Raw genomic sequence first — 7,854 nt, 5'->3', positions numbered from 1 at the left:
CTATCCATTTGGACTGGCTTAGTTGACGTTTTTCGTGGCGTCTTACCCAAACTCGACTTCTCGTGCTGAGCAGTTACGAATTATCTGTCAATCTGCAAAGAATTACGTGTCAACGGCAGTGACAAATAATTTGTTCGATTTTTGACAAATAATTTTTTCGGTGACAATCATCTTGCTTCCCCTGTAAGATGGCTTGTCAACGGAACAACCCAAGCCCAGGGGAAGCGACCTCACGAAAACGCCGTCCACATGGGCGGCGTTTCGGTTGCTGGTCGAACCCTACCCGGGCGCACTTGTAGGGCTTGCCCCGCAGAGTGAGCAGGAGAGAAAAGGGCTGCCGGGCGTGGACTGGGCGACCGGGTGCCGCGCCCCGCTTCCCAGACGGGCACAAACGGTACAGGGTCTCACTGAGCGGCCTGACCTTTACAGAGTGCCAGGGCCAGTCTCTGACCTCTGCACGCTCATGGACAATCCTCCCCTCATCCCCTAAACTTGAACCGAGTTCAACATTTCCCCGCGCCCCCCACCCTTTCTACTTTCCGGGGGATTTTTTCTCTCCCAGCGCGGGCAAAAGCTCATAATGGATGACGTTCAACCTACCCAGAAGGTCACATGCAAACGAAGTACCCCGTAAGAAAAGCTGCCGTCAATGGCGCGGGTGTGCTGGGAGCCGCTATCGCCGCGCAACTCGCCAACGCGGACATTCCCGTGCTGCTGGAGATTGTTCTGCCCGACAAGCCTGACCGCAACTTCCCCACAGGACACGCTATTCTCAATTCATGAAGCCACTGCTTTTGCTGGCCCTTCTGAGTGGTACGGCTCAGACCGCCCGCGTGACCGTGCCCGGCACCACGCTTTCGCTGGAAGTACCCGCCGGATTCACGCTGATGGACGCCGAGACAGTGGCCATCAAGTATCCGCGTGGCAACCCGCCGCTAGCCGTGTACACCACGCCGGACACGCAGGTGAACATCGCCTTTACCTACGATCAGAAATCTCCCCTGAAAGCTGCCGACCTCAACAAATTCGGGCAGACCACGAGCAAACTGTTCCAGCAACAGATGCCCGAGCTGAAGTATCTGAAAAACGGCCCCCTAAAACGGTCGGGGCGCGACTGGTACGAATTGGAATTCACCATGCAGGCCGTCGACCAGCCCATTTACAACCACATTCTCTTCACCAGCGACAAGCGCCACCCGCTGATCGTGGCTGTGAACGCCACCACCAAGCAGCTTCCAAAGTACCAAAAGACACTGGACGCCGCGCTGAGCAGCTTGAAATGAGCTGGGCATATGATCTGAAGGGTTCGCACCAAGGGTCAGGAGGTCGCTGCCCTTTGCCGCCCCGACGGCCCACGCCTGAGCTTTGGCGGCGTGCACGCTTCACAAGGCACTCATTGGCCTTACGGTCTGGCTGCTGACATGGACATCCGTTCCGCCTATCCGCTAAACTTAGACTGAGTACAAACTCAAGAGAAATAGTCTCACCGGAGGTCGCATGAAGATTAGAAAAGCCGCCGTCATCGGCGCGGGTGTGATGGGAGCCGCCATCGCCGCGCAACTCGCCAACGCGGGCATTCCCGTGCTGCTGCTGGACATTGTTCTGCCCGATAAGCCTGACCGCAACTTTCTGGTCAAAGCGGGCGTAGAGCGTGCGCTCAAGGCCCGCCCAGCCGCTTTTATGGATCCTGACTGCGCCAGGTTGATTGAAGTCGGCAACCTGGAAGACGACCTCAAGAAACTCAAAGATTGCGACTGGGTGCTGGAAGCGATTATCGAGAAGCTAGACGCCAAGAAAGACCTGTGGGCGAAAGTGGAACCCATTGCCAAGAAAACGGCCATTATCTCTTCCAACTCGTCGGGCATCCCCATGCACCTGCAAATTGAAGGGCGGGGCGAGGACTTTGGGCGACGTTTTGTGGGCGCACACTTTTTCAACCCGCCGCGCTACTTGCACCTGCTGGAAATCATTCCGACCGACAAAACGGCCCCCGAAGTGGTGGAGTCCATCAGCCAGTTCGCCACCGAGACGCTGGGTAAAGGCGTGGTTATCGCTAACGACGTGCCGGGCTTCATCGCCAACCGCATCGGCGTGTACGGCATCGTCAGGGCCATGCGCCATATGGAAGAATTTGGCCTGACCCCCGCCGAGGTTGACCAGCTTACCGGGCCTGCACTGGGCCGCGCCAGCAGCGCCACTTTCCGCACCGCCGACCTGTCGGGGCTGGACATCATCTCGCACGTCGCCAACGACATCGGGGCCGCCACGGGCGACGACGAGGACTTTACCCTGATTGAACCCTTCAAAAAGATTGTGGAAAAGGGCATCCTGGGCGACAAGACCGGCAGCGGTTTTTACAAGAAGACTAAGGGCGCAGACGGCAAGACCAAGATTCTGAACCTGAACCTGCAAACGGGCGAGTACGAAGACCAGGGCCGCGTTAAGGTAGCCGCCGTGGAAGCGGTCAAGGGCAAGTCCACTGCCGAGCGCGTGAACGCCCTGTACACCGCTCCCGGCAAGGAAGGCGACTTTTTGCGCGCCACCATGAACGACGGTTTCTGGTACGCCGCCAAGATGGCTGGAAACGTCTCTAACCGTATCCAGGACATTGACAACGCGCTGAAGTGGGGCTTTGGCTGGGAGCAGGGGCCGTTTGAAACGATGGACACCATCGGCGTGCAACAGGTGATTAAAAACTTGGAAGCCGAGGGCCGCACCCTGCCCCCGCTGCTCGCCAAAATAAAGGAGACCGGCGCGGACAAGTTCTACAACGGTGACCAGACCTTTACCCCGGCTGGCGACCAGACCGAATACAAGGCTCCTTACTTCGTCATCACCGACCTCAAGAAAGACGCCACCAAGGTCATCAAGAAGCGCCCCGGCGCGAGCATTCTGGATTTGGGCGACGGCGTGTTGCTGGTGGAATGGCACGCCAAGATGAACGCGCTGGGCGAAGACCAGCTGAAGGCCGTGCAGGACGCTCACAAGCTGGTGCAAGATATGGGCTACGCGGGCTTCGTGGTGGGCAACCAGGGCGAGCACTTCAGCGCGGGGGCCAACCTGCCACTGATTTTGTCTCAGGCCCAGGCCGACGAGTGGGACGAGCTGGACGACATGATTAAGCAGTTCCAGCAGGTCAGCACCTCCATGCGCTTTAGCCCGCACCCCACCGTCGCTGCGCCCTTTGGCATGACGCTGGGCGGTGGCTGCGAGTTCAGCGTGCACGCCGACCGCGTGGTGGCCAGCGCCGAGACCTACATGGGCCTGGTGGAAGTCGGCGTGGGCCTGATTCCCGGCGGCGGCGGTACCAAGGAAATGCTGCTGCGCTTCACCGACATGCAGCAGCCGGGCCAGCAAAACGGCATGTTGCTGCTGCCCGCCGTGCAGCGTGCCTTTGAACTGATTGGCACCGCCAAAGTCAGCGCCAGCGCCCTGGAAGCCCGCAAGCTGGGATTCCTGCGCGACCACGACACGGTGGTCATGAATAAGAATCTGGTTATTGAGGAAGCCAAGCGCACCGTGCTGGCCCTCGCACCCGACTACGTGCAGCCCGTGATGCGCCAGGACATCCCCGTAATGGGCGAGGCCGCGATTGGGGCCATCAAATCGGCGCTCTACGGCATGCATGAGGGCGGCTACATCACCGATTACGACCTGGTTGTTAGCAACGAACTGGCCCGCGTGCTGTCGGGCGGCACTGGCAACAACCGCGCCGCCAGGGTCAGTGAGCAGCACCTGCTTGACCTGGAACGCGAAGCCTTCCTGACCCTGCTGGGCAAGAAGGGCACGCAGCAGCGCATTGAGCACATGCTCAAGACAGGTAAACCCCTGCGTAACTAGGTTTTTAAGCCCCCTTTCCCTTGTGGGGAAGGCTGGGAGTGGGGTGGCTCACCAGTGCCAACGCCCGCGTACAAGACGCCACCTACTCCGCATTCCTGGCTCGTCCCCTCTCACCTTGCTTGGCAAGGCCCTCTTCCGCAAGGGGAGAGGGTGGAAAGATACCCCTCTCTATGCCCACCAACCTCCTCCACCGCCTCAAATCCACTCCTAAGCGTAAGCTCGCGCTATGGACCGGCCTGGCTTACGCCACCGTAGTCGTCGCCGGAGCCTTTCTGGGTGTCGAAATCATCCTGCGTTCCAAGACCCAATGGGTCAAGGGGGAGTTCATTCCCGTCGGGCGGCGCCGCAACAAGCTGTATCTGCCCGCCTCGCCAGAAACGCTGAGCAAGGGGCCGCTGGGCGTGGTGCCCCTGCTGCCCAACCGGGGCCACCTGGTCGCCGGAGAGCGGCGCATGGTCGGCACGGTGGTAGAGCGGCCCATCTTGCAGGAGCGTGGCAAACTGCCGCACGGGGCGCTGGCCTGGGTGTCTACCTACCTCTATAACGGCACGCCCGCGCAACTGGGGGCCGAGTACGAGGACGTAACCGTTCACACCCAGGTCGGTGACATGCCCGCGTGGCACGTTCCACCGCATCAGCACCGGCGCGACGCCCTGATTGTGGTGATTCACGGTCATGGCGGACAACGCGCTCAGGCCCTGCGGATGCTGCCCGCCATGCTGCGGACGGGATGCGGCTCGCTGTTCGTCACTTTCCGCAACGCTTTTGGTGCGCCGAAGGTCGGCAAAGGTTACCTGACGCTGGGCGATACCGAAGCCGAGGACGTGCTGGGCGCACTGCACTGGGCGCGGGAAAACGGCTACAGGCGGGTCATTTTGTTCGGCTTCAGCATGGGCGGCAACATTGCGCTGAGTGTGCTGCGGCCCAAATTCCAGCCGTATCCGCTGCCCGTCGTGGGCGTCATGCTGGACTCGCCCGCGCTGGACTGGCGGGCCACGATTCGCTGGCAGGCGCAGCGCTTTGGCCTGCCCAAGTTGCTGGCGCGGCAGGTCGGGCGCTTTACCGAAAAAGCCGTTACCCGTCGCAGCGGGCAGGACTTTAATGAGGTTGACCAGCTGGCCGCCGCCGCCCGCTTCAGCGTGCCCATGCTGCTGTGGCACGGCACCCGTGACCGCACCATTCCTATTGCACAGGCCGAAGCCTTTGCCGCCGCCCGCCCCGACCTGGTGGACTTTCACCGCGTGGAGGGGGCCAAGCACATCCGGACGTGGAATATCAGCCCGAAAGACTACGACGAGCAGTTGGAAAGGTTTGTGGCGCGGGTGCTGGCATGAGAAATCGCCGTGCCTTTGAACTGGTTCAGTGGCTCAATAGTGCTTTTGATGAACCTTGTATTCTTGCTACTCAACTGAATGAAGAGCGTTGGAAAGTCAGGAAGCTTGAAATTTTTCCAGACGGCGCGGTTTATCGTTTCATTCTTGAAGAAGAATTGGCTAAACTGCCCTGGCCCTTACAGAAAGACACTCCAAGTGACGAAAAGATTTTCGGCCCATTTGTTGGACGGCTGAACTATTTGAAGACCCTTAGACATCACCCAGTCTTCAATTCTGTAACGCAAGAGCAGGTCAGAGCCTCCAAGCCCTTAGACCCTTAGACCTCCCACCGTTTAGACGTTTCCACGTTTAGACGTTAGATTTCCGAAGGAGAACCAAATGCGTGACGCTGTAATCGTATCTGCTGTTCGTACCCCTGTTGGACGTGGCGTGAAAGGCACGCTCGCCAACACCCGCCCCGACGACCTCGCTGCTCTGGTGCTGAGCGAAGCCATCAAACGCGCTGGCGTCAGCGCCGACATCGTGGAAGATGTGTACCTCGGCTGCGCCATCCCCGAAGCCGAGCAGGGCCTGAATGTGGGCCGCCTCGCCGCGCTGCGGGCCGGTTTGCCCGACTCGGTGGGCGGCGTGACCATCAACCGCTTTTGCTCTAGCGGGCTGCAAACTATCGCTATGGCGGCGGCGGCCATTCAGACTGGACAGGCCGACGTAATGCTGGCGGGCGGCGTGGAAAGCATGAGCTTTGTGCCAATGAGCGGGCATAACCCTAGCCCCAACCCCGAACTGGTGGACATCCGCCCCGGCGCGTACATCGGCATGGGTATGACCGCCGAGAACGTGGCCGCCAAGTACAGCGTGAGCCGCGAAGACCAGGACAAGTTTGCCTACGCCAGCCACCAGAAAGCGGCAGCCGCGCAGGATGCGGGCAAGTTTGACGCCGAGATCGTGGCTGTGCCGGTTCGCAAGGACACCCTCAAAGGCACCAAAATCAAGTCCGAAACTGTGCAGTTTGACAAAGACGAACTGATTCGCCGCGACGTCAACCTGGAAGACATGGCGAAGGTGCGCCCCGCCTTCAAGCAGGGCGGCAGTGTTAGCGCGGCCAACTCTAGCCCGCTGAGCGACGGCGCGGCAGCCGTGCTGATGATGTCGGCAGAGAAGGCGCAGGAACTGGGCGTCAAACCCCTGGCGAAGTTCCTGGGCTTTGCGGTGGCGGGCGTCGCGCCTGAAATCATGGGCATTGGCCCAGTGGCCGCCGTCCCCAAAGTCCTCAAGCAATTGGGCCTGACCCTGGCCGACATTGACCTGATTGAGCTGAACGAAGCCTTTGCCGCGCAGTCGCTGGCCGTGATCCGCGAACTCGGCATCGACGAAAGCAAGCTGAACGTCAACGGCGGCGCAATAGCCCTGGGCCATCCGCTGGGCTGCTCTGGCGCGAAGCTGGCGACCACCGCGATTTACGAATTGCAGCGGCGCGGCGGCGGCAAGGCCCTGATTACCATGTGCATCGGCGGCGGCATGGGCGCGGCTGGGGTGATTGAGGTCTACCCGGCAGACGCTCAGGCAGCCGACTAAATTTCAATCTGAAAACCGGGAGCTGGCCTCAGTGTCGGCTCCTTTTTCGTCTCTTCTTGCTCCACACCGCTCAGTCCGTCTGTTGTTCCTCCTCGCGTCCGCTCGGAGTGATTCGGGAATGCACCAAATCAACCGGCAGTCCGTTTCAGATTCAACCCGAGCGGCACCCGAAAGGGGCCTGACCGCTGTCTTGGTCAAAGCGGCACCCAGGATGGGGCCTGACCGCTCCCGACTGCGGGCGAAATTGAGCGCAGGGTGTAGCAGGGGCTGCCGGGTACAGTTCGGGTCATCCGGGAAAAGCACCCAGATGATCTACACTTTTGCCAGCCGCCACCGCTCTTTATGCGGTTGGCGTGTTTCCAGGCTGCCCCGTTAAATTTGTAAACGCCTTACAAATCCTCAAGGGTAAGTCATGTGTGCGTCAGTTCTGACGAGCACAATGAGACCCATGAAAAAGACTCTACTGGCAGCGGTGGTCGGCCTCACGGGCGTTCTCGCAAGCTGTGGCGAAACGACCATTACCTGGGACGGCTATGGTTACTACGGCGATCCTTACGTTGGCTCGGGCCTTTCCTTGAACAGCATCAGTGCTTACGATACTAACTGGCACCTGAGCAGCGATATCAAGGATCAGAGTGGACGGATCATTCCAGCCACAACTGCCGTGATCTGTGACAACGCCACGACGATTACCACCTTCGACATTAACTGGAGTGGCTACATGCGCCAGGTCGGTCTGCAATTGAAGGGCCTCACTACAGGTAACTATAAAGACGCTGGCATCTATGACGTGAATTCCTCTGCCGGTTCCACCTCCGCTCAGATCAGCATTCGCCGTGGCCTTGCTCCGCTCAATGTAGCGCCTCAGAACGTTACGGTTAATCCCGTAAATGTGACCCCCAACGTGACCGTTAAGGGTTATACCTATGTGGCTGCCCAGGGTACTGATTCGGCTGGACGTTACAGCAATATAGTGACCAGTCAGTACTCTATTCCTGTCCTGAACTGTCAGTAAGCGTAAGTTTTAAGTAACTGCTCAGCACGAGAAGTCGAGTTTGGGTAAGACGCCACGAAAAACGTCAACTAAGCCAGTCCAAATGGATAG

The 7,854-nt window shown here is 59.5% G+C and carries 7 protein-coding genes; all 7 read left to right on the top strand.

All coding sequences use genetic code 11. The features are described from left to right. Positions 1 to 612: 612 nt before the first annotated feature. The 7 genes from QZ269_RS11010 (at position 613) to QZ269_RS10980 (ending at position 7,764) form a co-directional block, all read left to right on the top strand. A complete protein-coding gene (locus QZ269_RS11010) occupies positions 613 to 783 on the top strand; it encodes a hypothetical protein (RefSeq protein ID WP_291426757.1) in 171 nt (56 codons plus the stop codon). Next, a complete protein-coding gene (locus QZ269_RS11005; RefSeq protein ID WP_291426756.1) occupies positions 780 to 1,283 on the top strand; it encodes a hypothetical protein in 504 nt (167 codons plus the stop codon). The genes QZ269_RS11010 and QZ269_RS11005 overlap by 4 nt, the downstream gene beginning before the upstream one ends. A gap of 214 nt (positions 1,284 to 1,497) precedes the next feature. Then, positions 1,498 to 3,840, top strand: a complete 2,343-nt coding sequence (locus QZ269_RS11000; RefSeq protein ID WP_291426755.1) for a 3-hydroxyacyl-CoA dehydrogenase/enoyl-CoA hydratase family protein — start codon at positions 1,498 to 1,500, stop codon at positions 3,838 to 3,840. A 170-nt stretch (positions 3,841 to 4,010) separates the two neighbouring features. Next, positions 4,011 to 5,174, top strand: a complete 1,164-nt coding sequence (locus tag QZ269_RS10995) for a S9 family peptidase (RefSeq protein WP_291426754.1) — start codon at positions 4,011 to 4,013, stop codon at positions 5,172 to 5,174. After that, a complete protein-coding gene (locus QZ269_RS10990; RefSeq protein ID WP_291426753.1) occupies positions 5,171 to 5,494 on the top strand; it encodes a hypothetical protein in 324 nt (107 codons plus the stop codon). The genes QZ269_RS10995 and QZ269_RS10990 overlap by 4 nt, the downstream gene beginning before the upstream one ends. Before the next feature lie 58 nt (positions 5,495 to 5,552). Next, positions 5,553 to 6,749 carry a thiolase family protein gene (locus QZ269_RS10985; RefSeq protein WP_291426752.1) on the top strand — a complete coding sequence of 399 codons (1,197 nt, stop codon included), beginning with the start codon at positions 5,553 to 5,555 and terminating at the stop codon, positions 6,747 to 6,749. A gap of 448 nt (positions 6,750 to 7,197) precedes the next feature. Then, positions 7,198 to 7,764, top strand: a complete 567-nt coding sequence (locus QZ269_RS10980; RefSeq protein ID WP_291426751.1) for a hypothetical protein — start codon at positions 7,198 to 7,200, stop codon at positions 7,762 to 7,764. Positions 7,765 to 7,854 lie beyond the last annotated feature (90 nt).

Source organism: Deinococcus sp. (assembly GCF_018260405.1).
GTDB lineage: Bacteria > Deinococcota > Deinococci > Deinococcales > Deinococcaceae > Deinococcus.
The sequence above is the reverse complement of the archived record's forward strand: the minus strand, read 5'-3'. Positions and strand labels throughout refer to the sequence as shown.